General features: G+C 61.3%; 21 protein-coding genes. 8 read left to right on the forward strand and 13 right to left on the reverse strand.

What is annotated here, in order from left to right:
- Nucleotides 1-3: 3 nt before the first annotated feature.
- The 4 genes from moaD to LB524_RS09620 all read right to left on the reverse strand — a co-directional run bounded on the left by moaD (nt 4) and on the right by LB524_RS09620 (nt 3803).
- The gene (gene moaD / locus LB524_RS09605) at nt 4-261 is read right to left on the reverse strand and encodes a molybdopterin converting factor subunit 1 (protein ID WP_140664705.1); all 258 of its coding nucleotides are present in this window, start codon (nt 259-261) and stop codon (nt 4-6) included.
- 1 nt (nt 262) lies between these two features.
- Nucleotides 263-859, reverse strand: coding sequence for a CDP-diacylglycerol--glycerol-3-phosphate 3-phosphatidyltransferase (gene pgsA / locus LB524_RS09610; protein WP_015318470.1), 597 nt, complete (start codon nt 857-859; stop codon nt 263-265).
- A 98-nt stretch (nt 860-957) separates the two neighbouring features.
- Nucleotides 958-3042: an excinuclease ABC subunit UvrC gene (uvrC, locus tag LB524_RS09615; protein ID WP_140790590.1), complete on the reverse strand. Its 2085-nt coding sequence runs from the start codon at nt 3040-3042 to the stop codon at nt 958-960.
- Complete coding sequence (locus LB524_RS09620) at nt 3039-3803, reverse strand: SDR family oxidoreductase (protein ID WP_140726315.1); 765 nt, start codon at nt 3801-3803, stop codon at nt 3039-3041. Before LB524_RS09620 ends, uvrC begins: the two co-directional genes overlap by 4 nt.
- Before the next feature lie 412 nt (nt 3804-4215).
- Here LB524_RS09620 and LB524_RS09625 point away from each other — a divergent pair, with 412 nt between their 5' ends.
- The gene (locus tag LB524_RS09625; RefSeq protein ID WP_140717897.1) at nt 4216-4872 is read left to right on the forward strand and encodes an outer membrane protein; all 657 of its coding nucleotides are present in this window, start codon (nt 4216-4218) and stop codon (nt 4870-4872) included.
- A gap of 61 nt (nt 4873-4933) precedes the next feature.
- Here the strand turns inward: LB524_RS09625 and LB524_RS09630 are convergent, their stop codons facing one another.
- Together LB524_RS09630 and LB524_RS09635 are read right to left on the reverse strand one after the other, a co-directional pair.
- A complete protein-coding gene (locus LB524_RS09630; RefSeq protein ID WP_140726317.1) occupies nt 4934-5530 on the reverse strand; it encodes a glutathione S-transferase family protein in 597 nt (198 codons plus the stop codon).
- A gap of 395 nt (nt 5531-5925) precedes the next feature.
- Nucleotides 5926-6315: a hypothetical protein gene (locus LB524_RS09635; RefSeq protein ID WP_224525591.1), complete on the reverse strand. Its 390-nt coding sequence runs from the start codon at nt 6313-6315 to the stop codon at nt 5926-5928.
- 634 nt (nt 6316-6949) lie between these two features.
- On the opposite strand from LB524_RS09635, the gene LB524_RS09640 reads away from it, so the two are divergent.
- Nucleotides 6950-7261: a transcriptional regulator gene (locus tag LB524_RS09640; protein ID WP_224525594.1), complete on the forward strand. Its 312-nt coding sequence runs from the start codon at nt 6950-6952 to the stop codon at nt 7259-7261.
- Between the two features lie 241 nt (nt 7262-7502).
- Here LB524_RS09640 and LB524_RS09645 read toward each other — a convergent pair whose 3' ends face one another.
- From LB524_RS09645 to LB524_RS09660, 4 genes are all read right to left on the reverse strand, one after another.
- A complete protein-coding gene (locus LB524_RS09645; protein WP_140717907.1) occupies nt 7503-7955 on the reverse strand; it encodes a hypothetical protein in 453 nt (150 codons plus the stop codon).
- Between the two features lie 185 nt (nt 7956-8140).
- Entirely contained in the window at nt 8141-9007 is an 867-nt protein-coding gene (locus LB524_RS09650) for a 23S rRNA (adenine(2030)-N(6))-methyltransferase RlmJ (RefSeq protein WP_224525598.1), read from the reverse strand.
- Nucleotides 9004-9615: a hypothetical protein gene (locus LB524_RS09655; RefSeq protein ID WP_224525601.1), complete on the reverse strand. Its 612-nt coding sequence runs from the start codon at nt 9613-9615 to the stop codon at nt 9004-9006. Before LB524_RS09655 ends, LB524_RS09650 begins: the two co-directional genes overlap by 4 nt.
- Before the next feature lie 19 nt (nt 9616-9634).
- Nucleotides 9635-10312 (reverse strand): TetR/AcrR family transcriptional regulator, encoded by a 678-nt coding sequence (locus LB524_RS09660; protein ID WP_224525605.1) that lies wholly within the window; start codon nt 10310-10312, stop codon nt 9635-9637.
- Between the two features lie 86 nt (nt 10313-10398).
- Here LB524_RS09660 and LB524_RS09665 point away from each other — a divergent pair, with 86 nt between their 5' ends.
- From LB524_RS09665 to galE, 3 genes are all read left to right on the forward strand, one after another.
- Nucleotides 10399-10869 carry a carboxymuconolactone decarboxylase family protein gene (locus tag LB524_RS09665; RefSeq protein ID WP_140717915.1) on the forward strand — a complete coding sequence of 157 codons (471 nt, stop codon included), beginning with the start codon at nt 10399-10401 and terminating at the stop codon, nt 10867-10869.
- Between the two features lie 1208 nt (nt 10870-12077).
- Nucleotides 12078-13124 carry a UDP-glucuronic acid decarboxylase family protein gene (locus LB524_RS09670; protein WP_140717917.1) on the forward strand — a complete coding sequence of 349 codons (1047 nt, stop codon included), beginning with the start codon at nt 12078-12080 and terminating at the stop codon, nt 13122-13124.
- A complete protein-coding gene (gene galE, locus LB524_RS09675; protein ID WP_224525608.1) occupies nt 13121-14164 on the forward strand; it encodes a UDP-glucose 4-epimerase GalE in 1044 nt (347 codons plus the stop codon). Before LB524_RS09670 ends, galE begins: the two co-directional genes overlap by 4 nt.
- An 859-nt stretch (nt 14165-15023) precedes the next feature.
- Here galE and LB524_RS09680 read toward each other — a convergent pair.
- Nucleotides 15024-15650 (reverse strand): DUF995 domain-containing protein, encoded by a 627-nt coding sequence (locus LB524_RS09680; protein ID WP_224525610.1) that lies wholly within the window; start codon nt 15648-15650, stop codon nt 15024-15026.
- A 191-nt stretch (nt 15651-15841) separates the two neighbouring features.
- Here LB524_RS09680 and LB524_RS09685 point away from each other — a divergent pair, with 191 nt between their 5' ends.
- From LB524_RS09685 to LB524_RS09695, 3 genes are all read left to right on the forward strand, one after another.
- Nucleotides 15842-17467 (forward strand): ArnT family glycosyltransferase, encoded by a 1626-nt coding sequence (locus LB524_RS09685; protein ID WP_224525613.1) that lies wholly within the window; start codon nt 15842-15844, stop codon nt 17465-17467.
- Between the two features lie 181 nt (nt 17468-17648).
- Complete coding sequence (locus tag LB524_RS09690) at nt 17649-18575, forward strand: lysylphosphatidylglycerol synthase domain-containing protein (RefSeq protein ID WP_140823724.1); 927 nt, start codon at nt 17649-17651, stop codon at nt 18573-18575.
- The gene (locus tag LB524_RS09695; RefSeq protein WP_411909905.1) at nt 18572-19621 is read left to right on the forward strand and encodes a glycosyltransferase family 2 protein; all 1050 of its coding nucleotides are present in this window, start codon (nt 18572-18574) and stop codon (nt 19619-19621) included. Before LB524_RS09690 ends, LB524_RS09695 begins: the two co-directional genes overlap by 4 nt.
- A 262-nt stretch (nt 19622-19883) precedes the next feature.
- Here LB524_RS09695 and LB524_RS09700 read toward each other — a convergent pair whose 3' ends face one another.
- Both LB524_RS09700 and LB524_RS09705 read right to left on the reverse strand, forming a co-directional pair.
- Nucleotides 19884-20300 carry a hypothetical protein gene (locus tag LB524_RS09700; protein WP_224525616.1) on the reverse strand — a complete coding sequence of 139 codons (417 nt, stop codon included), beginning with the start codon at nt 20298-20300 and terminating at the stop codon, nt 19884-19886.
- Between the two features lie 342 nt (nt 20301-20642).
- Entirely contained in the window at nt 20643-22511 is a 1869-nt protein-coding gene (locus LB524_RS09705) for a glycosyltransferase family 2 protein (protein ID WP_224525619.1), read from the reverse strand.
- Between the last annotated feature and the right edge of the window lie 179 nt (nt 22512-22690).

The raw sequence follows: 22690 nt of genomic DNA on the forward strand, positions 1-22690 counted from the left end.
CTGTCAGCCCCCGGTCATCGGCGGGAACAGCGCGATTTCGCGCGCGCCCGATATCTTCTCGCGGTGGTCGACATGTTCCTGGTCGATGGCAACGCGGATCACGTCGGGATACTGCAATGCGTGTTCGTAGCCTTCGCCGCGCGACCGCAGCCAGCGCAAGAGGTCGGCGACCGTCTCTATGCCGGCCGGCAGTTCGACATCTTCTTCCGGCATGCCGATCCGTTCGCGAACCCAGGCAAAGTAGATGAGACGGGTTGTCATCTCACTCGTCCATGATGTGCTTGAGGCCGGCGCGGAAATAGTCGTAGCCGGTGTAGAGCGTTACGAGGGCCGCGATCCACAGCAGCACGAGACCGGTCTGCGTTGTCAGTGGGAAGACCTTGTCGCCGGCCGGCCCCGCCAGCAGGAAAGCGATGGCGACCATCTGAATGGTGGTCTTCCACTTGGCGAGCTGCGTCACCGGCACCGAGACCTTGAGTGCCGCCAGATATTCGCGCAGGCCAGAAACCAGGATTTCGCGGCACAGGATGATGATGGCCGCCCACAGCGACCAGCCGGCGATGCCGGCATGGCGGTCGGTGTCGGCCGCAAGCAGCAAGAGGCACGTGGCGACCAGCAGCTTGTCGGCGATCGGATCGAGCATCTTGCCGATGTTGGAGGTCTGCTGCCAGGCACGCGCAAAATAGCCATCGAAATAATCGGTAACGGAAGCCAGCAGGAAAATGACCAGCGCCGACCAGCGAGCGAAGTCGCTCGATTTCAGATGGCCTTCGAGAAAAAAACACAACACGACCAGCGGCACCGCGACGATACGGGCGTAGGTCAGCATATTAGGCAGGTTGAACGCGCGCTGGGCCATGTCTGGTGGACTCTTTCTACCTGCGTACTCAAATCAGAAGCTGTTGTAGGGGGTCAACAGGCCAGATTCGACTGGCCAGCTGAAAGTGGCGAATTTTTTCAACTTTCGTGGAAATGATTGTAGACCAATTTGGCGACCTGCTCGGAAATGCCATCGACTTTTCTCAGATCCTCGATCGCGGCGCGGCTGACCGCCTTGGCGGTTCCGAATGCCAGCAGCAGGGCGCGCTTGCGGCCGGGGCCGATGCCGGCGATTTCATCGAGCGGGCTCTTGACCATCTCCTTCTTGCGGCGGGCCCGGTGCGAGCCGATGGCGAAGCGGTGGACCTCGTCGCGCAGCCGCTGGACGAAATAGAGCACGGGGTCGCGAACCGGCAATGAAAACGAGTCCCTGCCCCTGACGAAGAAACGCTCGCGGCCGGCATCGCGGTCCTGCCCCTTGGCGATGCCGATGGCGACGACCCGGTCCTCGATGCCGAGATCCGACAGGATCTTGCGCACCGCCGTCATCTGGCCTTGGCCGCCATCGATCAGGATGACGTCCGGCCATGCCGGGAAGCTGCCGGAAATGTCGTCCTCGATATCATCGCCCGCCTCGGCCGCCATCGCCTCGCCCGCTGCCGCATGCTCAGCCACGGCGACATCGCCATGCTCCTTGAGCAGCCGCGAAAAACGCCGCTCCATCACTTCGCGCATCATGCCGAAATCGTCGCCTGGCGTGATCTCGGTCGAGCGGATGTTGAATTTTCTGTACTGGTTTTTCACAAAGCCTTCCGGCCCCGCGACGACCATGGCGCCGACGGCGTTGGTGCCCATGATGTGCGAATTGTCGTAAACCTCGATGCGCACCGGCGGCTTGGCGAGGCCGAAGGTCTCGGCGAAACCGGCAAGCAACCGCGCTTGCGTCGAGGTTTCGGCCAGCCGACGGCCGAGTGCCTCACGCGCATTCTGCAGGGCGTTGTCGGTCAGGTCCTTCTTCTCGCCGCGCTGCGGCACGGAAATCGCCACCTTGCGGCCGGCGCGGGTCGAGAGCGCCTCGGCCAGCAGTTCCTGGTCCTCGACGGTCTGCGACAAGAGAATGGCACGCGGTGTCGGCTTGTCGTCATAGAACTGCGCCAGGAACGAGCCCAGCACTTCCGATCCCTCCAGCGCCGGATCGGCCTTCGGGAAATAGGCACGGTTGCCCCAGTTCTGGCCGGTGCGGAAGAAAAACACCTGGATGCAGACCTGGCCGCCTTCCTGGTGGATGGCGAACACATCGGCCTCGTCGACGGTCGCCGGGTTGATGCCCTGATGGCTTTGCACGTGCGACAGGGCCGCCAGTCGGTCGCGATAGATGGCGGCGCGCTCGAAATCGAGGTCTTGCGAAGCCTGCTGCATGGCGGCCGAAATCTCGGTCTTCACCTTCTGGCTGCGGCCGGACAAAAAGTCCTTCGCTTCGGCGACCAACTCGGCATAACCCTCATGCGAAATTTCGCCGGTGCACGGACCCGCGCAGCGCTTGATCTGGTAGAGCAGGCATGGCCGCGTGCGGTTCTCGTAGAAAGAATTGGTGCAGCTTCTGAGCAGGAAGGCGCGCTGCAGGGAATTGATGGTGCGGCCGACGGCACCGGCCGAGGCAAAGGGGCCGAAATAGTCGCCCTTGCGCGACCGCGCGCCGCGATGCTTGTAAATGCCGGGCGAGACATGGTCGCCGGTCAAAAGGATATACGGGAACGACTTGTCGTCCCGCATCAGCACATTGAATCGCGGCCGCAAACGCTTGATGAGATTGGCTTCGAGCAGCAGCGCCTCGATCTCGGTGCGGGTGACGACGAATTCCATCGTCGACGTCTCGCGCACCATGCGGCCGATGCGGTTGGTGTGGAATCTGCCTTGCGCGTAGTTGGTGACACGCTTCTTCAGGCTGCGCGCCTTGCCGACGTAGAGCACGTCGCCGGCGGCGTTCATCATCCGGTAGACGCCGGGCGCATTGGGCAGCCGCTTGACCAGTGTCTGAATCACCTCGGCGCCGACCATGCCTTCGGCGTCGCCTGCATGCGGCGTCCAGTCGATGGCCGTGAAGGCGACATCCGGGCCAACCGGTTCGACGATCTCCTCCAGTGCCTCGTCCTCGAGGTCGATTTCGGGAGGAAGATCATCAGCGCCGCCGCGCGCCTTGTTCTTGTGATCCAAAGGACTCATTCCGCCATGCCTGTCACATCGGGCGTCTGCCATGCAAGATGCTGGCCGCCGTCGAGCGCGATCATCTGACCGGTGACCGAGCGCGCCTGCCAGAGATAGCGGATGGTGGCGCCGAATTCCGGCAATTCCGGGCCGCGCCTCAGAATGAGGCCAGCGACCTGCGCGTCAAAATCCGAATCGTTCTGGCGCACGTTCTTCAGCGTCGGGCCTGGCCCGATCGCATTGACGCGGATGCGCGGCCCGAGCGCCTGGGCCAACATCTGCGTCTGCGTCCACAATGCCGATTTCGATAGCGCATAGGAAAAATAGCGCGGCGTCGGCCGCCAGACGCGCTGGTCGATGATGTTGACGATCAGCCCGTCCTGCCCTTCCGGCAAGGAACGGGCGAAGTTCTGCGCCAACAGCGCCGGGGTTTTCAGGTGAATGGCAAAATGGCGGTCCCAGGCGCGCCAGTCGAAATCCTCGACGGAATCATCGACGAAGAGCGAAGCATTGTTGACCAGCAGCGAGATTGGGCCCAGCGCGGCCTCCGCCTGGCCGACAAGGTCGCCGACGGCATCCATGTCGGTCAGGTCGGCCGCAACCACGGCGGCACGCCCGCCCGACCGGTTGATCCCCGCGGCCAGCGCATCCGCCGCATCGTGCGAGCGATTGGAATGGATGGCGACCGCAAAGCCATGGCTGGCAAGGTCCTCGACAATCGCCTTGCCGATCCGCTTCGCCCCACCGGTCACCAGCGCCACGGCAGTGGCTTTGCTCATATGTGTCAATCCTCAATTTCGGCCCGAAAACGCGACGCCGACGAAATATGGCCCGGCATGCGTTAAACGGCGTTCGCACCTGGGGCAACATTGTGGCGAAGTGCCCAGTTCGACGTGCCGGGCCCTCTTGGACTCGCAACCGCCGGACCGCAATATAGGTCGCTGGAGTCCTTGCACCAAGCCGCGTGCAGCGCAGCACGAACTTGCTGCTGACATTTCGCTGTTGCGAAGATGCAACGTCAAGGTTCTGCCTCATTCGCGCCGGGGAATGACCCAAGTTCAGGTTCGGTTCAGCCGCATTTTGACACGACATTTGGAACCGACGAACGCCAGATCCGTTTCACCCCCCGGACGGGTCGATGGCGATCGTGAGAAACAAGCCTGTGTCCTGTGGCTTAAGGAGTAAAGAACAATGCAAGCCAATCTCAAATTCGCACGGCCGCTGGCTGTTGCGCTCGGGCTCTTCGCCCTCGGTGGTACCGCTTATGCCGCGGACGTCGTTTCGGAAGAGCCGCCGGCACCCGCTCCGGTTGCCGAACTTCCGGTCGCCTCGTGGGCCGGTCCCTATGCCGGTATCAATCTTGGCTACGGCTTCGGCGGCAAGACCAAGGAAAAGGATTTCGGCGTTTCGACCGATACCAAGGGTTTTGTCGGCAGTGTCTTCGGCGGCTATCAGTGGCAGCAGGAGAACTTCGTGTACGGCGGTGAAGCCGAACTCGGCTACAACGGCGTCAAGGGTGACGACAACGGCATCCACTCCAAGGGCGGCATCGAAGGCTCGCTGCGTGCCCGTCTCGGCTACGCCGTGACCCCGGAAATCCTGCTCTATGGCACCGGCGGTCTCGCCGGCAGAAGCCTGAAGGTGGAAGACTCGGTCATTCCTGCCAGCGACACCGCAACCATGCTCGGCTGGACCGCTGGCGTCGGCACCGACATCAAGCTGACCGACAATGTCTTCGGCCGCGTCGAGTATCGCTACACCGACTTCGGCAGCAAGAGCTTCGACGGTATCGGCAAGGTCAAGGCGACGGACAACCGCGTCACCTTCGGCCTCGGTATGAAGTTCTAAGTCGTTCAAGCCACGACACGAAAAGTCGGGCCTCGCGCCCGGCTTTTTTTGTGCCGGTCGCTCAGGCCGGAACCGCGGACTTCAGCTCTGGGAATTTTTCGTCGAAACGCGCCGCCCAGCGGGTCAACCGGCCGCGCCCCTTCTCCCACCGACCGCCAAAGCGGAGCGAGAGATAGCCGAGGCAGGCACGCAATGCCAACTGACCGGCCGTGATCTTCTTCGGCAGCTTTGGCGGATTGGCGTTGAGCAGATCGAGTGCCGCCATGATCTTCGCCCACTGCCGGTCGAGCCAGGGCTGATAGACCATCTCTTCAGGCCGGGTGCGGCGTTCGTAGACCATCGACAGCGCGCAATCGCAGATACCGTCGGCCAGCGCCTCCAGCACTTCCGCTTCCAGACGCTTGTCGGGATTGCGTGGAAACAAGGCGTTCTTCGAAATCCGGTTGAGGTGCTGGGTGATGGCGCGGCTGTCGTGAACCGAACGGCCATCGTCGAGCACCAGCACCGGGATCTTGCCGAGCGGATTGGCGCCGATCAGTTCGGCCGGCCTGTCTTCGGTCCTGACCGGCACCTCATCGAGGGCGATCCCGGCATAGGCCGCTGCCATCCTTACCTTGGAGCTGTAGGGAGAGGCGGACGCGTAGAGCAGCTTCGGCATGATCGGTTTCCTGTTTGCAAACATCCAGTGTTGACCGCAGGACTGTCGCCATCAATTGCCAGAGTGCAAAAAAACAGCGGCCAGAAACCGGCTGCGGTTTCCGCCCTGGCATCACGACAAGCCTGATGCCGGTACTCTGGAACGTGCGCCCACACTTCTCTGGCACCCACGCTTCGCAGGCGCTAAGCGTCACGCCGATACATTCGCCAACCACCGCGAGGAGCAAAAAAGTTGGGCGAGCGAGGCAGCCAACCGGCGCCTCGCTTTGCTTGCCCCTCGGCCCCTTCCCGACGCTCAGCCCAGAGGGCTGAACCCGTTGCCGAACATGCTCCGATCCAGAGCGTCAGAGCGTCCTTGCCGGATCCCGAAGGACACGCGACGCCCCAACGATCCGTCTACTTCTTGGCCGGAGCCTTCGCCTTCGCAGGCGCTGCCTTTGCCTTCGGCGCTGGGGCTTTCTTCACCGCCGGCTTGGCCGCGGCGGCGGCTGCTTTGGCAGCTGGCTTGGCCGCCGGCTTCTTGGCCGGTGCCGCTTTTGCTGCCGGCCTCGCCGCGGCTTTCGCGGGAGCCGCCTTCTTGGCAGCGGGTTTGGCTGTGGGTTTGGCCGCCGCCTTGGCAGCAGGCTTCTTGGCCGGCGCCGCTTTCGCCGCCGGCTTCGCCGCCGCTTTCGCGGGCGCCGCCTTCTTCACTGCCGGCTTCGCGACAGCCTTGGCCGCCGCCGGTTTCTTGGCCGGTGCCTTCGCCGCCGGCTTTGCCGCCGCCTTGGCAGGCGCTGCTTTCTTCACTGCTGTTGCGGCCTTCGCCGCGACTGCTTTTGCGGGTGCTTTCTTTGCCGGTGCCTTGGATGCCGGCGCTTTAGATGACTGCTTAGCCATGTCATGCCCCTTCACGTTACGCCGATGGCCGTGAGTGACCCCGGCGCGCAATGCATATCTGACTCGCGTCTCGCTAGCCAGCGAAGCAATGGTATGATTTTCTCAACTTAAATTTTAGTTGCGATCCACACACAATCACACTCATCACCGCAAAAATCCGCTGCTGATCTTCTGACGTCGCCAGCAAATCGATACCGGCGTTGCCGATGCGATCTCGCCATCAAGATCCGAAGATTAGCGAGCGGCTTCACGCATGATCCTTGGCCGTGAACATCATAACCCGCCGCATCATCGAGGCGATCATCTTTTGCAGGCGCCCGGTTCGCGCGGATCACGAGCGCGATGCGACGGTCGATCTGAAGATCATCTTGTCAAGCATGGCTTGAGCACCGGCTTTCCGATTGGCAGAATACTCTGTAGAATAGAGTATTCTGCATGAGATGCGATTGCGCCTTCGGTTTCGGCCATACAGAAGCAAATGGCGCCGCAAAATCGCCAAGCCATATGGCGACAACCCAAGGCTTTGCCGCATTGGAGCCTGTTGATGAGCGCCGATGACATTGTCCACCAGAGTACACGGCTCAGGATCATGGCCGTCCTGAACACGCTGGAAAGGCGCGAGGCCCTGGAGTTCGTCCAGTTGAAAGCCATGATCGAAGTCACCGACGGCAATCTCGGAGCACATCTCGATACGCTGGCCAGAGCTGGCTATGTCGATATTGAAAAGCTTTTCGTCGGACGCCGGCCGCAGACACGGATCAGGGTCACGACGGCCGGGCGGCGGGCCTTTCGCGGTCACATTGCCTTTCTTCGCAAGATCATCGATCAGGCAGAGGCAACGCGTCGCAGAAAATAGCAAAGCGACGAGCCTTGGTTCACCGCCTCACGATACGGCGAGCCGCCGGTCGACAGTTCGACGGCGGCGGAATTGCCGCGTGTTTCGACAAGGAGCGCGTTGTCATCACGGCTGATAGCCGAGACAGATGGCGCCGAGCGCGACGACGGCGCAGGCGCCGACCCGCCGGGGCGTCAGCGTCTCGCCTGCGCCCCCTTCAGGCCGCAGGCGCGAAAAAGATCGGAAGGAGAACGAGGTGCGTTCAGCGCAGGACGCGGCAACGGCCGTTATAGACCATCCAGCGATCGAAGCCCGAGACGCAGAACTCGACATTGTCGCCGATGGAGGCAAAGCCCTGGCCTTCCTCGATCAGATAGAAGATCGACCGGTCCCGGCCATCCGACAGGCTGACGGTTGCCCGGCAATAGTGACGACCGATCGGCCATTCCTCGCTCGCCTGCTGATAACGGTGCTGGCGAATGTCGCGAAAATCGGTGATGGCGACGTCGGGCAGATGGGGCACGTGATGCACCTGGTACGAGAACCGATGCGTGATCTTGCTCAGCACCCATGTCTCGCCACAGACGCTGCCATCGTCCTCAGTATAGACGCCGAGGTCGGCCGCCTGGACCGCCCGGGTGACACCGAGAGGCGCGGCAAGGGGCGTGCAGAGCGAAATCAGGGCAGCAAGTGCGGATTTGGCGAAGCGAGTCATGGCAGCCTCTCAAGGTCGATTGCGCGCACTGTGCGGATTCGCTCGGCGGCGGTCAAGCGGTTGCCGAAACAATGGTTTCCAGAAACCGGCGCCGGGCAGTTGCTGTAAGCAGCAACCCGCGGGTAACGGCTAAGTTCCCCACGGACTGATCGTGCGGTCGTAAGGAACGCGGCGATCGAAACTGGCTATCCCGGCGGCGGGACCTGCTCGCCGGCCAGCCATTCCAGCGACCAGTGGGCCGGCTTGCCCACGGCGAGCAATTTGTGCAGTGCCGGCAGCATGGTTCGCAGTTCGCCTTCCAGCGTGAAGGGCGGATTGACCACCACCATGCCGGTGCCATCGAGGCTGGGATCGGAAGAGGCTGGCCTGATCTCGAATTCTATGTCGAGGATTTTCGAGATGCCGGATTGCTTCAGCGCTTTTCTGAAGGCGATCACCGCCTTGCGGTCCTTGATTGGATACCACAGCGCGTAGATGCCGCTGGGCCAGCGCCTGTGCGCCTTCACCAGCCCCTCAACGAGGCGGCCGAACTCACCCTCTTCCTCGAAGGGCGGATCGATGAGCACCAGGCCGCGCTTTTCCTTCGGCGGCAGGTGCGCTCCGAGGGCAAGCCAGCCGTCCAGTTCCATCACCTTTGTCTGAAAATCGCCGGCGAACTCGGTCTTCAGCCTGGCGGCGTCTTTCGGGTGCAGCTCGATCGCCGACAACCGGTCCTGCTTGCGCAGGAGATTGCGCGCGAGCAGCGGCGAGCCCGGATATTTCTTTACGCCGCCCTCCGGATTGAGCGAGCGCACCGCCGCCAGATAAGGCGCCAGCAGCGCCGCCGCCTTCGCATCGAACGCGGCATCTATCAGCCTGCCGATGCCGCCCTGCCACTCGCCTGTCTTGTGCGCTTCGAGTGACGACAGATCGTAGCGGCCAATGCCGGCATGGGTGTCGATGACGCGAAACGCCTTGTCCTTCTGCTTCAGGTAGTCGAGCAGGCGAGTCAGCACGACATGCTTGACGACATCGGCAAAATTGCCGGCGTGGTAGGCGTGGCGATAGTTCATGTGGGACCCCTGCCCCAACGTGGCGGCGGCGGCTGCGAATTCGGATTTTCCGGTCGCCCGCCAGCAGAACGCAAGGACAGCAAGAAACCGATCAGGCCGACCGCCATCAGCGAGAAGCCTATCGGCCGCGCGCGGCCGTCGATTTCCCCGCCACCGGAGCGCAAGACAAGGTCGACCGCTCGCATCGGTATGTCCTCGGCATCGCCCGGGCCGACCGTGAAGACGTAAGCGCCAGGGCTGACGGTGGCGATCAGGCCAGCCTCGTCGCGAAAGATCTTGTCGGGCAGCTGTGGGCTGGCCTGGCGCGGATTGTCCACATGGTTGAACTGCAGCGTCGAGGCAAGCACCGTGCGGCCATTGGTGGCCGCGGTCAGCGTCAACACAGTGCGCTGCTGCGAAACGATGCGTTCAGCCCTCGCGGTCAGGTCCACCAGCACCCGCACCGGCGCATCGCGATCCCTAAGCGATACGGTCAACGGCTTGAATCGGCCCTGCTCGTAGACCCGCCAGGTGCCGATTTCGCGGCCGGAAAAATTGGCCGTCGCCCAGGGATAGATGAGACCGATGCCGGTGCCGGCCAACAGGATCAGGACGAAGAGAAAGCGCATTCAGGCGGTCACCTTGCAATCAAACCCTGCCGGACGGTCGGCTTATATCGGCGCCGTCGCGCAGGCGTTCCATTTCGTCCAGCAGCATGTCGAGGCCGAGTTCGAAGGTCTTGTCGAATTCGGCGGCGCCAAAAAAGCGCCCGGCCTCCACGACGTTTGGATAGTCCCTGGCCAGTTGCTCGTCGCTGACGGTGTTCACCGCGGACGGGCCTCTGGAATAGCCCGCGTTCTCGTCCAGCACCGCGCCCATCAGATAATAGCCCACGGCGCGGAAGAGCCGCGCACTGAGTTCCGCGTCGAAGCCGCCATCCTTGAACAAGCCGATAATGCCGTTCAACCAGGCAAGGCAAACCGGCGAATTCATCCGGTAGGTAACAATGAAAGTGGAATAGGCGGGATGCTCGCGGCCGATGCGGCGGAAATCGTCGACGGCAACACGCATTCTTTGCCGCCAGGGAAGGCTGGTGTCAGGCACTTCAAGGGCGCCGATCAGCCGGTCGATCAGCGCCTCGTGCAGATGCGCCACCGAGGGGAAGTGATGATAGATGCTCATGGCCTCGCAGCCGAGCGCGGCGGCGAGCTTGCGCATCGAAAAGCCGGAAAGGCCCTCCCTCTCGATCACCTCGAAAGCCGCGTCCTCGATCATTTCGCGCGACAGACGCCCGCGCGCTCTCTGTTTCGTGATTGATTGATCCATAGTGCCGCTTGACAACTTACAGTGTAAGGTTCATTTTCGCCGCCACCTTACATCGTAAGGCTAACAAAGACCAGAGGAGAAAAATCATGTCGTACCATCGCATCGTCAAATCCGTGCAGTCTTCGTCCCAGCATGTGTTCTTGTCCGCCGCCGCGGCCTGTATCCTGTCGCTTGGCTCCGCGCCTGCCCATGCCGACGACTATGATGCAACCCTCAAGGACATACAGTCGACCATGGGCGGCGTACCAAGCTTTGTAAAACAGTTTCCCAAAACCGGTCTGCCCGGTGCCTGGGCCGAGGTCAAGGCCATCGAGCTCAGCGACAAGACGGCGCTGCCGCCCAAGGTCAAGTCGTTGATCTCCTTGGCCGTGGCGGCGCAGATTCCTTGCACCTACTGCATCTGGTCGGACACGCAGGACGCCAAGCGCGCCGGCGCCACGAACGAGGAGATCGAGGAAGCCGTGGCGATGGCGGCGCTGACGCGCCACTGGAGCACTATATTCAACGGCATGCAGGTCGATTTCGACACATTCAAGAAGGAAATGGGCGGGCAGTAAGCCCGCCGGCAAGAAGGAAATGGGGGCAGTAAGCCCGCCGGCAAGAAGGAAATGGGCGGGCAGTAAGCCCGCCGGCAAGAAGGAAATGGGCGGGCAGTAAGCCCGCCGGCAAGAAGGAAGTGGGCGGGCAGTAACATAGCCAAGCTGGAGCACGGCGCCGCGTCAGGAGCGGTCTGCCACACGACAACAGGCGTCCCTGTTTTGTGGTTGCCTGAACGAGATGGCCCGCTGAGAAACGGACCATCTCGACCATTTTTGCGGCCCGCGCCAGTGCGGCGGTCAACCTGGATGCGTGGTCGCGCCATGGACAGCAGCTAGCCTATGCCCTCAAATGCCATTGCCGAGATGGTCGGCATTCCACTATGACTTCGATGCGTCTGCAGGCGAGAAGGGGATGTCGACTCATACCTTGGCGGATGAGGGACCTCGAATGCACAGAGCACACGGGCGGCCCGACAGAGAGAAATCGGCGTTAAAAATCATTCCTGCGGGCCGATTCTGCCTTCTGATTTTGACTCTTGGTCTGCTCTGCGCCGCTGCCAGTTGCGACGTGGATTCCGTCCGCAGAGAGATACTGGCAAAGTATTCACGGCCAAGCGTTTATGTCTGCAGTCCCAGCGGATTTGGGCAGCAATCTCATTGCAACCTGAAGATTTGACGCCTTCTGAATCGCTCTTCATTTCAGACAGTGCCCAGGGGCTACCCACCCCAATGATCTCACAAGGACACTCCGCCCTGTTCCTCGACATCAGGCTTTTGATGGCACCCGAGAAGAGATCGCGGCAGCCTGTGAAATTTGCTTGGATCGAGCCAATATGCTGATTCAAAATGAAGAACCCCGGCCGTAGCCATCCGCGCCCGCGCCGGGAACGCGTCGGCCATGATTAACCAATGGCAAACACAATTGGTTAAGGAATCTCTAATTTAGTTGACTTGAATTTCCACAGGTATATTTTCAGGGCGTTGGGATGTGCAATTTGGGCGAGCAATCGGCGATGATGGCATGGGGCGCGTGATCGCGATCTTGGGGCGCATGGACTGCTGAACGGCAGATACAAGCCGGGCGGCAGCGGCCTCGTAACTCAGCTAGTGACAAGCGCACATCAGTGATGGCGATCCGCGGATGCGGAGATTGCCGCGTTTAAGGACGTGGCCGGGCAGTGCTTTGCCCTGCCCGGCGGTAGCGTGTGCGGTGCGTGGAGGAAAGCATGAGTAAGGTCATCAAGGTTCTGAAACTTGGTTCCAGAAACGATCAAAGGGGCAACGGCAACGACCATAACCGAGGCCGTGCGCTGGTCGCTGGAGGCGCGGGCTTCCTGGGATCGCATTTGTGCGAACGACTTTTGCAGGACGGATACGACGTCGTCGCACTGGACAATTTCCATACCGGCAAAAGATACAATCTCAATACGCTGCTGCGCGATCCGAGATTCAGCTGCATGGAGCACGACATCGTCGATGCATTGCCTTTGGACCTTCGGTTCGACGAGATCTACAATTTAGCCTGCCCTGCTTCTCCGCCACATTATCAGGCAGATCCGATCCATACCTTCAAGACCAGTGTGCTTGGCGCGCTGAACCTGTTGGAACTCGCGCGTCGGAACAATGCCAAGATATTCCAGGCCTCGACTTCCGAGGTCTACGGCGATCCGTTCGTGCACCCGCAGCCCGAAAGCTATTTCGGCAATGTGAACACGCACGGACCGCGCTCCTGCTATGACGAAGGCAAGCGTTCGGCCGAAACCCTTTTTTTCGACTATTCGAGGACGTATGGCCTCGATATTCGCGTAGCCCGTATCTTCAACACCTACGGTCGCCGCATGCAACCCGATGACGGGCGCGTCGTCTCGAACTTCATCGTCCAGGCGTTGCGTGGCGAAGACCTGACCGTCTATGGCAGCGGTCTGCAGACCCGCTCCTTCTGCTACGCCGACGACCTGATCGAGGGTTTCATGCGGCTGATGAATGCGCCGAGTGCGCCTGCCCATCCGGTCAACCTCGGCAATCCCGGCGAATTCACCATCATGGAACTCGCGACACTGGTTGTCAGCTATACCAACTCCAGATCGAAAATCGTTCATCGGCCATTGCCGATCGACGATCCCAGACAACGCAAGCCGGATATTTCCTTCGCCAGGAGCAATCTTGGCTGGGAGCCGAAGATCAGCCTGGCCCAAGGGCTCGCGCATACCGTCGACTATTTCGACGCCCTGCTCTACGGGAGCCGGATTACCAAAGGGGCCGCGGCTTCATGAGCCAGCCGGCAGTCCTGGTGACAGGGGGAGCCGGCTTTATCGGCAGCCATACGTGCAAGCTGCTTGCCGCGGCCGGTTATCTGCCGGTGGCATTCGACAACATGTCCCGCGGCAATCGGAAATCCGTCGCCTGGGGTCCGCTTGTCGTCGGCGATATCCGCGACCGGGATGCATTGCGGGCGGCGATCGAAGCCTATCGGCCCGCATCCATCATCCATTTCGCGGCGCTCGCTTATGTTGGAGAGTCCGTCGCTCAGCCGGCCGAATACTATTCCACCAATGTCACGGGCACCATCGCCGTACTCGACGCCGCACGCGCGCATTCGATCGAGAACATCATCTTTTCCAGCAGTTGCGCAACCTACGGCGTTCCGGAAGCGCTGCCTATTCGTGAGACCTCTTCGCAAAATCCGATCAGCCCGTATGGGCGCACCAAGCTGATAGGCGAACAGATCATCAGCGACTATGCCAGCGCATACGGAATGAAGTTCGCCATCCTGCGCTACTTCAATGCCTGCGGGGCCGATCCCGACGGGGAGCTCGGCGAGTGGCATTCGCCGGAAACGCATCTGGTTCCCAGGGTGCTGATGGCGGCGTCAGGCATCATCGACGAGATCGAGGTCTTCGGCACGGATTATGAGACATCGGACGGGACTTGCGTGCGCGACTATATCCACGTCAGCGATCTGGCCCGCGCCCATTTGAAAGCTCTTCAACATTTGGAGGGCGGGGGACAAAGCCTGGCGGTCAACCTCGGCACCGGGCGAGGCGTGTCCATCAAGGAGATTGTCCAGGCTGTCAGCCGGATGACTTCAAGACCGGTTCCGGCCGTCTTCAGGGCCCGGCGCCCGGGAGATCCGGCCGAACTCTATGCCGATCCGAGCAAGGCGCGCGCGCACCTTGGCTTTGTGCCGCAGCTTTCCGACATCGACACGATCGTCAGGACCGCCGCCCCATTCTTCGGGGTGCGGACGAAACCGGTGATACTGCCACCAAGCGACGGCGCGGTAGCGGGTCGCTGCTCGATAGATCAGAGATAGCGCGGGTGGCAGCTTGCGCGTTGGCCAAATCCGCTGGGGCTGCAGATGTAAGGCGAGCCTCCTAACAACGCACCTTCATCGACAGGACTGAAAGCGACTTTCACGGGTCCCGTTGTGCGGATCGCGATCGGCGGTGGCGGAGCAAAAGCGTAAGTTCTTTCAGTGGTGCGGATGGTCCTTGTCATCAGCACCTCAGGCTCGATCCTGAGCGAACGCACGATGTATCCAGCCTGGAACGGTCGGACTGAAGGCTGGCTCCGGAGCGGATGCGCGACCGGTGCAATGAGGACGGAACCGGTTCTGGTCGTATCCATCCCCTGACATCCTGCAACCAGAGAGGTCATCGCCACCACAACAATAGAGAGAGCTTTCTTGCTTAGGCGAGAAGCGCCCATTGCGGAATTGTTCCCCATGTGTCCCTTGCCTTTGAGTATAAGCTGGGGCGCGTTGCGACACCTGCGCCGCTTCACGCCGTTTCAGTGACCACTCGCACATCACACACAAATATTAGACATCACTAATTATTAAATTTCATGAAAACCATATGGTGTTGGATCCATCGTCTCGTCGTCTGTCAGAGAGAAGTGATTGCGCCAATCGGCGGTCGGTGCGGCGACAATTCCAGCCGGACTGCTCAGCGTTTTATAAGCGATTCGCAAGCTTCTTCACAGGCCTGGCAAAAGCGGCCTGCCTGAATCCGCCCCTCCGGACACGCCGTCACCGATGTGGTATCGGGAGGGGCCAACGGAGCCAGGAACGGCGCCTGCCGCGGCGAATAGGATTCGCCCGACCTGCCGTAAGCTTCTGATTTCGTGCATGTCGTTGTCCCGGAACCGAGGACACTTCCGAGCGACATGCATCAGTTCTTGGAGTCGATCAACTTGCGGGCCTCTTCGAACCGCGCGGCCTTGGTATCACCAGATTCGAATTTTCGGTATTCGTCGGAAGGACCTTCGGGAGTTCGTTTGAAACTGTACCATTCTCCGTCCGGATCCTTGCGTTGCTCGATCGTTCCATCCTTGATTCGGTGGCTATAGCAGGTGCGGCGCTGTTTGCCCTTGTAGCTGTTGGACCGCCAAGCGACATCCATGCACATCTTGCCGTCTTTGGTCACCAGCCACCTGCCCTCTGCGACAGACGCTGAATCCTGCCCCGACGTCCAGGCCTCAAGGCGCCGATCGCCCTTCGCGAAATAGGCCGCTCCATTTTCCCATATCCATGTGCGATCGGCATACAGAAGCTGCAGCTCATAGGCTGTTGGAACAGTGGCGGCAATTGGAGCAATAGCGCTATCCGCTTTTGCAGGTGCGCTGTCCTTGGCGGCAGCCGCGTGGGACGTTCCCGGGAGGGCCACCTGGCCGCAGAGGGCCAGGACAAACAGGAGCAGCGTGAAACGTGCGGACCGACGACGTTCCCTGCGCCGCAGACGATCGACGCCATGCGGCGGCGACCTGGTCGGAGCTATCGGTACAATCAGCGTTGGCATGTCTGTGCGGCCCAGGGCAGCGCTATCGGCGCGACAGCTTTGCGAATTATTTAACAGCCGCGGGAGTTGCGATGTCAACTTTCGCGGCGCCCGCTGTCGCCAAAATTAAGGATTGCGTCGTATACTCCCTCGCCTTTGACAATCGCGCGCAAAAGCAACATCCGCAGACGTCAGAGAGGACGCGGTTCCAAATGGGCGACGATCCGGAATTGAATCAGGCCGAGGTTCAGCAATACCTGCAGCAGCCGATCGCTCGGGACCCGGCTGCTCGCAATTACCTGAACCTCGACACGGCGATCTTGCTGGGGATCCTGTTCATCGCGGTCGTGTTCAGGTTCCACAACATAACCTTGCCGCTGGTCGACGCTTTCAGCTGGCGCGAGACAAGCACGGCAATGATGGCCGACAATTTTCAACAGCGCAGCTGGAACATCTTCTTCCCGGAGGTGAGTTGGACCGGACCGGGCCCGAGTTATCAGGGCCGCGAGTTCCAGATCGTCAGCTATCTGACCGCCCTGCTCTACCAACTCTTCGGCTGGCACGACTGGTTTGGCCGCGTGGTTGCGGCCTTCTTCGGTCTGGTGACGGTGTTTTCGCTGCACAGGTTGACGGCGCTATGCTGGGGCCAAACGCATGCCCATGCGGCGGCGCTCGCCTACGCGCTGATGCCGGCGGCGATCATGATCGACAGCTCGTTCCTGCCCGATCCGTCGATGCTGGCACTGGTGACAACAGGCGTTTGGCTGTTCGCCAAATACTGGGCTGGCGGCAGCCGACGGCTTTTGCCGCTCGCCGCCGTCAGCTTCACGCTCGGTGCGCTGGCAAAGCCGCCGGGCGTGGCGGCGGGCGCCGTCATCTTCTACCTGATGGTGCGCTGGATTCTGCAGAAGAAACGACGGCAGGCGACCGAGGTCTTCCTGTGGGGATTTTTGAGCCTGGCCATCATCGGCGCCTATTTCAGCTGGGCCATCTATCTCGGCCGCAGCTATCCACCCTATCACGTCGCGGGCAGCGGCTACATCTGGAACTCCGGATTGTGGACGTTCGTCAATGATGGCTTCTACTTCAAATCCGTGTGGAACACCTCTGTCTGGTGGTTCTACGGCTATCCGTTCATGGCGCTGATCGCGGTCGGTTTCTGGATACCGCCCGGACCCGCCGAAGACCCGACGCAGCGCACCCTTTCGGCCATTCCCTATATTTGGCTGGGTGCGGCCATGATCGTCTACCTGGCGGCGGCGCGCGAAATCACCAGCAACCCCTGGAATTACCACATTTTCCATGTGCCGTTCGCGATGTTCTGCGGCCGCGGCGCGCTTCTTCTGGCAACGTTTGCATCGGGAACCGTTCTGTCGCCGGTCGTGCTGCGTTCGATCTGTATCGTTGTCGTGACCCTCGTGTGGTCGACCTTTCCTCTCGTGAGGACAATGAAGGCGCCGGTCGCGATGAACGGCAAGCTGCTCGGCGAGGAGTTGGCGCGGTTGGCGCAACCGGGCGACCTGGTCGTGGCCATCGCGCCGGAGGTCGGCGATCCCGTCGCCGTCTACTACAGCAGGGCACGCGGCTGGGTGTTCCCGCCTGGCGGAGGCGATGTCGAATGGTCGAAATTCGTCGCGGACGACGCCACCGCGATCGCTCAGCTCGAGGAGTTGCGCGGTCAAGGCGCGGATCTGTTCGGCACGGCCAAGAACGCTGCCGACAATCAGGACCAGTTGTTCATCGAGCATCATGACGGCGTCGTCGACTATCTGGACAAGACCGCAACCAAGCTTGTGGATTCGGATGCTTTGCTGGTCTATAGGATCACCCGTCCATGAGAGCTGCGACAGCTGTGGGCCTTGACAGGATATGGCCCGACGGCTCAGCGGCCACGCATCCGCCCCGCGGAAGGCCGGCAAGGCGGTGGGCCAGGCGAACCGCCCCAGGATGACGCCTTGGACGTTCAGTCGCCACGATGCCGCCGCTGGAACTCGGCGGTGAAAACCGGCGGAGAATTGGTTGAAAAGAGCAATCTCGATAATCGTGACGCTGGCCCTGCTGGCTTGGCTGGCAAGCGACTCGCGCTGGCGGATGGTCGGCGATGCATTCGACCGCATCACGCCAGCTACGTTCGCAGTGGCGACGATCGCCTTTTTCGTCACCTATGTCTTGCGTGCGCTACGCGTCTGCGACGAGTTCCGCGACGAGGTGAATGGCCGTTTCGGAGCCTGCCTGCGCGTCATTCTGATCCACAATGCGATGATCAACGTCGTACCCTTCCGGGGCGGCGAGACGGCCTTTCCCTTGCTCCTGCGCCAGGTCTTCGGCGTGCCGATCATGCGCGCCAGCGCCTCGCTGCTGTGGTTCAGGCTGCAGGACGCTTTCGTCGTCGGCGTGCTGGCGCTGGCGGTGTGGCCGGGCCTGCATGCGGCGATAAGGATCGCTGGAATCGCCGCCTTGATCGCTGCCGCCTGGTACCTGCCGCGCTGGGCGCGCGCGCCGCATGACTGGGCCGGGCGCGGCAGGATCGTGGCGAAGCTCGGCCTGCTGCGCGACACCTTCACCGAGGCGACCGGGCGCTCGCGTTACGGCTGGTGGTGGACGATCGCCAACTGGTCGCTGAAGCTCGCCGTGCAGGGATGGCTGCTGGCCCTGATACTGGGAACATCCTTCACGACGGCCTTTCCAGGCGTCGTCGGGGCCGAAGGCGCCGCAATATTGCCGGTGCAAGGCGTCGCCGGCTTCGGCACTTATGAAGCGGGAGCGGCGGCGGCACTGCTCACATCCGGAATTGCGATGAAGAGCGGTCTGCAGGCGGCCCTGGCGCTGCACCTGTTCATCTTCTGCTCGGCTATCGCCACCGGCGCTATAGCCTGGCTGTTTCCCTCGAAATCGACGCTGCCAGGGACTCCGGCCGTCGGACCTGCAAGGAAGCCATCCCAATGAACATATTGCCCATCCCCGCTTCGGGGCTGCCTGAGGGCGCGATGATGCCGGACCATACGCTGTCCATCGTCGTGCCCATGTACAACGAGGCCGAAAACGTCGAGCCGCTGCTGACGCGGATTCACCAGGCGATGGAGCGCTACGAGCAGCCGTGGGAGGTCGTGCTGGTCGATGACGGCAGCACCGACGCGACGGTGAGCGAGATCAGGCGCCTGGCTGCGCATTATGGCCCGCATGTGCATGCGGTCGAACTCGTGCGCAATTACAAGCAGACCGCCGCGATGCAGGCCGGCATCGACGCGGCGCGCGGCGATGTCATCGCCACGATCGACGGCGACCTGCAAAATGATCCCTTCGACATCCCGCGCATGGTCTACCGCCTGCTGAGCGAGGATCTCGACTTGGTGGTCGGCTGGCGCAAGGACCGTCAGGAGGGGCTTTTGATGCGCAGGCTCCCTTCGCGTATCGCCAATGCGCTGATTGCACGCGTCACCGGCGTGCGCCTCAAGGACTATGGCTGCAGCCTCAAGGTCTATCGCGGCAGCGTCATCCGCAGCGTCAAGCTCTATGGTGAGATGCACCGCTTCATCCCGGCATGGCTGGCTACCGTGACGACCCCCAGACGCATCGCGCAGGAGGTTGTGACGCATCATGCCCGCATCCACGGCCAGTCCAAATACGGCATTTCGCGCACCTTCAGGGTCGTGCTCGATCTGGTGTTCATGTATTTCTTCATGCGCTATCGCACACGGCCCGGACATTTCTTCGGTGGCATCGGCATCGCGCTTGGCGCGCTGGGTTCGCTCATACTTGCCTATCTGCTTTGCCTGAAGCTGTTTTTCGCGCAAGACATCGGAACACGGCCGATGCTGTTCACTGGCTTCTTTCTGCTGATCGCCGGAGTGCAGATGGTGACGTCGGGCGTGCTGGCGGAAATGCTGGCCCGCGTCTATCACGAGGCAAACGGATCATCGGCCTATGTCGCGCGGCCACGGCCGGCGCCCGGCGACGATAACGGCTGGCTCCGCCCGAGCCGACCTTCATGAGGAGATCGGAACGCCAGGGATATTCATGGCCACGAGCCGATGGCGGTCGAAGGGCAAGAGATAAGGCCAACCCTGCGCCCACCTCTCGCCCTCGACTCGCGCCCCCCAGCGAAGACCTGGGCGGCAGCCCTCGGTCAGGCACCGCCACTTACACATGTCGCGGCGAATTGGATTCGCCCGACCTGCTGTAAGCTTCTGATTACGCATGTCGTTGTCCCGGAACCGAGGACACTTCCGGGCGACATGCACTAGGTCCAATGCTCTAGTAACGCGAACGGCAGCTGGCGCGCTGGCCGAAACCGCTCGGGCCGCAAATCCAGGGCGAATGACCCAAGAACTGACCGCCATTGCCCGGGCTGTAGGAAACCTTCACCGGTGCCGGCCTGGCAATCCGTTGCGGCCGCACGAAGGCCGCGTAAGCCTCCTCCCTGGTACGCGTCACGACACTCATCTGTGTAAGCGGTTTGCGGTAGAGAAGCTTTGTCTTGACGTGATGGACCTTCCCGGCGTGATGGGCCATTTTGCCGAACCCGTAGTCGATGGTTCGCCCGTTGATCGAGCCGGTCTTGGTTGTATCCATGGTCTGGCAGCCGGACACCATCGAGACGAGCACAAAAGCAGCAACAGCACAGGTATATTTTCTGCCGTTGTTGGCCAAACTTTCCATAAACCTGTTCATCTACGGCTCCCTAGCTTTAAACATAACTCGGTTTTGTGCGGGCGGTATACTTTATAGTCGGCTTCTTTCCGCACCTTTTAAGTGATCATCTCCGCTCAATCTGCATACGTATATTAGAACGAACTTATTAAAATTCGTGCAAACAGCATAATGAACACAGTCTTTCGGTGTTCGCTCGGATATGACGAAAATTCGATTGATTGCATCGGAGGCTGGCGGGGAGCCTGGCGTGGGGGTGCTTCGGCAAACGAAGCCTTCGCGCCGGTGGCAACGGCGATCAGCGCTCAGGCTGGCAGAGTCGGAAGGGCTGTTGCAGGTGTTAGGGGACGCTCAGCGCCGCGTTTACCAACCTGGATCGAAGTAGAAATTGCGGGCGCCGATTTCGCCCATGCCGGCGCCCGAAACGGGGAAAGCCATCCTGACGAGATGAACAGCGCCGGCACCCTGCTGCAGTCCGTAAATGCCCTCCAGGCCGCGGCCGTAAAAACCCGCGAGCGGAGCCGTTAAAGCCACGCCGGCGAGCGAAGCCTGCAAGACAAATTTGCCGATACTCGGCCGCAGGGAAATCTTGTTCTCGGTGACGTGCTTGGCGATGATCACGACGGTCAGCAGGCTATATAAAGCTGCATTGAACGCGGCGAACCAGTAAAAACCCGTGGCACTCTGCGGATTTTGTACAAGGAGCACGGGCAAGGACGCACCGACGGCAAGCGCCACATAGGGAATGACGACGCGAACCGGCAGGAGATCCTTCGGGCCGCGGCCCTTCGGCGTGACGCGGAAATCGACAAACGATTTGGTCAGATAGTCGCGGACGGCCGACAGCGTGCCCGCCAGCACCCACGGCCAGCGCGCGAAGAAATGAAACAGCATGCCTTCCCAGCTGAGTGCCTTGGCAGTTACCGGTCGCGAGAGCGCGAACGCCTTCAGCATCATCACCAGGATGATCGGCGTAACCGAACTCGGCGCGTAGTGGAGAATGAAATCCAGATACGTCACATTGGCGAAGTTCCGGCCAGAAAACAGCGCGTAGATCGGCATGAGATACGTGGAGAGCGCGAGCAGTGCGAACAGCGGGTACCAAAGCTGGCAGAAAACGAACTGCAACCTCAATCGCAGCCTCAGCTTGGAGAGATACACGGGCGAGTATTCGAGCAGGATGGTGGTCAGGCTCCTCGACCACTGGAATTCCTGGGTGACGAGGTCGGCGAAAGTCTGCGGGCCATCACCGTGCGCAATGGCGTCGATTGCATGCACGCCGCGCCAGCCCCCCGCGTTGATCAGCATGGAGGTCGAGTGGTCTTCGGCCAGTTCTGGGCCAAGCCCGCCCGCCTGCTTCAATGCGGCGGTGCGCACCGCATAGTGCGAGCCTATGCACAGTGGCGCTCCAACGCTCGTGTAGCCCGACTGCAGCAGGCCGTGCAGCATTCCCTCCACGAACAGTCGGCCGCGGGCCGACCAACTCTCGGCGGCATTGTTGTCGCAAATGCTCGGCGCCGAGACGTAGCCGACAGCGGGATCGGCGAAGGCCGCCAGCATCTCGCGCAGATAGGTCAGCGTTGGCACGTGATCGGCGTCCATCTGGGCGACGAAGTCGTAGCGTTCATAGCCGTAGTGATCATAGAAGAACGCGAGATTGCCTTCCTTGCAACGGGTTCGGCGCGGCCAGGTCTTGCGATGATAGTCTTCCCGGCCTCGCCGCGTCGAAATCTGGATGTTTCGCGCCTCGCACCATGCGATCGTCTCCTCGGAAGGGTCCTCGTCGGCAAGCCAGGTGTCGTGAGGATAATCCTGCGCAAGCATCGCCTCGAGCGTGCGCGCAACCACGAAAAACGGTTCGGATGGCGCTTTCGTCACCACCATCGCCACCCTCGAACTCGCAGCGACCGTGTAAAATTTGGACGGCCTTTTCGACACAAGCACGAATAACAGGAAATACATCGGCATCAGCGTCAGCCAGGCCAGCACCGTCGTCGCGAAGGCGTATGGCCCGATGTACTCGACATGCTCGGGCCTTAGCCACCAGATCCAGAAAAAACCGAGCGTGACGAACCAGAATGCCAGCGCCAGCCTCAGGATCCATTGCTGAGCGGCAGACAGGACGGGAACCAGAAAAGGGCCCTTCTGCGCCGCCTTGGCCAGAGCCGCCCGAGACCGGCGTTTCGGCCTGTTCTTACCGCTGATGGTCGCTACGTCCGCGGAAACACTCATACACGTACCGCCGCCACTCTAAGCGTCAGCCGAAGACGGCCGACAACCTTCAACCCCGGCGCCAGAATCCATCGCAAATTTATTAGAGTCAACTAAATTAAGAGCTTCTTAACTATGCTTCTTGGGAACTGGTTAACCTAGCGCCTTTGAAGCGCCGGGCCGATCCGGCGGTCGCGTGC

Origin of the sequence: Mesorhizobium sp. ESP6-5 (genome assembly GCF_020164695.1) — a bacterium.
Classification (GTDB): Bacteria; Pseudomonadota; Alphaproteobacteria; order Rhizobiales; family Rhizobiaceae; genus Mesorhizobium; species Mesorhizobium australicum.

Bases quoted from the DNA above. Each gene is read 5' to 3' on its own strand.
- LB524_RS09640 (WP_224525594.1), top strand. From the start codon at position 6,950: ATGAGCGCCGATGACATTGTCCACCAGAGTACACGGCTCAGGATCATG.
- LB524_RS09705 (WP_224525619.1), bottom strand. From the start codon at position 22,511: ATGAGTGTTTCCGCGGACGTAGCGACCATCAGCGGTAAGAACAGGCCG.
- LB524_RS09680 (WP_224525610.1), bottom strand. From the start codon at position 15,650: ATGCCAACGCTGATTGTACCGATAGCTCCGACCAGGTCGCCGCCGCAT.
- LB524_RS09685 (WP_224525613.1), top strand. From the start codon at position 15,842: ATGGGCGACGATCCGGAATTGAATCAGGCCGAGGTTCAGCAATACCTG.
- LB524_RS09660 (WP_224525605.1), bottom strand. From the start codon at position 10,312: ATGGATCAATCAATCACGAAACAGAGAGCGCGCGGGCGTCTGTCGCGC.
- LB524_RS09695 (WP_411909905.1), top strand. From the start codon at position 18,572: ATGAACATATTGCCCATCCCCGCTTCGGGGCTGCCTGAGGGCGCGATG.
- moaD (WP_140664705.1), bottom strand. From the start codon at position 261: ATGACAACCCGTCTCATCTACTTTGCCTGGGTTCGCGAACGGATCGGC.
- LB524_RS09665 (WP_140717915.1), top strand. From the start codon at position 10,399: ATGTCGTACCATCGCATCGTCAAATCCGTGCAGTCTTCGTCCCAGCAT.
- galE (WP_224525608.1), top strand. From the start codon at position 13,121: ATGAGCCAGCCGGCAGTCCTGGTGACAGGGGGAGCCGGCTTTATCGGC.
- LB524_RS09645 (WP_140717907.1), bottom strand. From the start codon at position 7,955: ATGACTCGCTTCGCCAAATCCGCACTTGCTGCCCTGATTTCGCTCTGC.
- LB524_RS09625 (WP_140717897.1), top strand. From the start codon at position 4,216: ATGCAAGCCAATCTCAAATTCGCACGGCCGCTGGCTGTTGCGCTCGGG.
- LB524_RS09650 (WP_224525598.1), bottom strand. From the start codon at position 9,007: ATGAACTATCGCCACGCCTACCACGCCGGCAATTTTGCCGATGTCGTC.
- LB524_RS09630 (WP_140726317.1), bottom strand. From the start codon at position 5,530: ATGCCGAAGCTGCTCTACGCGTCCGCCTCTCCCTACAGCTCCAAGGTA.
- LB524_RS09620 (WP_140726315.1), bottom strand. From the start codon at position 3,803: ATGAGCAAAGCCACTGCCGTGGCGCTGGTGACCGGTGGGGCGAAGCGG.
- LB524_RS09700 (WP_224525616.1), bottom strand. From the start codon at position 20,300: ATGAACAGGTTTATGGAAAGTTTGGCCAACAACGGCAGAAAATATACC.
- LB524_RS09670 (WP_140717917.1), top strand. From the start codon at position 12,078: ATGAGTAAGGTCATCAAGGTTCTGAAACTTGGTTCCAGAAACGATCAA.
- LB524_RS09655 (WP_224525601.1), bottom strand. From the start codon at position 9,615: ATGCGCTTTCTCTTCGTCCTGATCCTGTTGGCCGGCACCGGCATCGGT.
- uvrC (WP_140790590.1), bottom strand. From the start codon at position 3,042: ATGAGTCCTTTGGATCACAAGAACAAGGCGCGCGGCGGCGCTGATGAT.
- pgsA (WP_015318470.1), bottom strand. From the start codon at position 859: ATGGCCCAGCGCGCGTTCAACCTGCCTAATATGCTGACCTACGCCCGT.